Genomic DNA, 1,294 nt, shown 5'->3' with positions numbered 1-1,294 from the left:
TCTATTCCTCTAAACCTCGCGTAGCGATACCCATGTAGTTCCTTTGCGTCCGCAAAACTCCGTTCTACCGTTTCTTTTCGCCTTGCATAAATAATCTTTCCGGCAGGTGTTAAGCGGTGTGCATTCACTCGCTCTTTGCTGTCTTCCCAGACATGCCGAGTGACGGTTTTCACGGAGGCTTTATTCGTTGTGCAGCGTTTTTTCTCTGGGCAGCTTTGGCAGATTTGACGATCTGAGTCGTAATGGCGATAGCCTTCTCGTGATGTGGTTTTGTAAATCAGCGACTGGCCTTGTGGACAGATATACACATCATTCGTGGCCTCGTATTGATACTCTCGCTTATAGAAGAAGCCCTTTTTATGAGTGGGTCGTCGATAGCCCATCACCGCATAGATATGTCGTTCCTCGAGCCCATGGCAGACCGCAGAAGTGAAGTAACCCGCGTCCAAACCCACGGATGTGACATGGAACTTAAATCGATCTTTCATTCGATCCAGTCGTTCCAAATACGGCACGGCATCATGCACGTTGCCAGCTGTGACATGGACATCCGTAATAATGTTACAGCATGCATCGACGGTTCGATGATCGAGATAGAAGAACCCTTTCGGTTTGGTATCTCGTACCATGTAGCCACTTTCAGGATCGGTTGTGCTCTGCTTTATTTCTCGCGTTTTATCTTTGGCCTTTTCTGGCGGTAAAGGCTTTTTTCCATGCAGTATTCGATCCTCCTCAACCGCTTGATCCAGTTCATCCATATACGCCTGACGAGATTGCTCAACCAACACTTTTTGAAAATGTTTTTTGTTGGCATTGGCTTTTAGATGCGTGGAATCGGTGTAGAAGGTATGACCACTAACAAGTTTTTTCTTCATGGCTTGAAGAACGATTTCATCAAAAATCTTCTGATACACATCGGACTCTTTAAAGCGTCGAGTTCGATTCGCGCTTAAGGTCGAAGCATCAGGCACTTTGTCCGTTAGGCCTAAACCTAGGAACCATCGGTAAGCCACATTCACTTGAACTTCACGAATAAGCTGACGCTCACTACGTATCCCAAAGAGATAGCCAATAAATAAAAGCTTGAACATGAGCGTGGGATCAAGGGCAGGACGACCATTGTCTGCACAATAAAAATCCTTCACTAAGTCATGCAAGAAGGTAAAGTCGATAGTTCGATCAATCTTACGAAGAAGATGGTCACTTGGGACGAGCTCATCAATGGAGACAAACTCTAGAGTCGATTGGGTTTGGGGGCGTTCTTTAAGCATAAGGCTATTATAAAAAGTCCCCG

At 45.7% G+C, this 1,294-nt stretch carries 1 protein-coding gene; it reads right to left on the bottom strand.

Annotation, left to right across the window (positions count from 1 at the left end; genetic code table 11):
• Nucleotides 1-1,271: IS1182 family transposase (locus tag FJM67_RS17310; RefSeq protein WP_140591936.1), on the bottom strand; the 1,271-nt coding region annotated here is incomplete at its 3' end.
• Nucleotides 1,272-1,294 lie beyond the last annotated feature (23 nt).

The organism is Maribrevibacterium harenarium, assembly GCF_006385675.1.
Classification (GTDB): domain Bacteria; phylum Pseudomonadota; class Gammaproteobacteria; order Pseudomonadales; family Marinomonadaceae; genus Marinomonas; species Marinomonas harenarium.
Note: the sequence above shows the minus strand (reverse complement) of the source record. Positions and strands in the feature narration are given on the sequence as shown.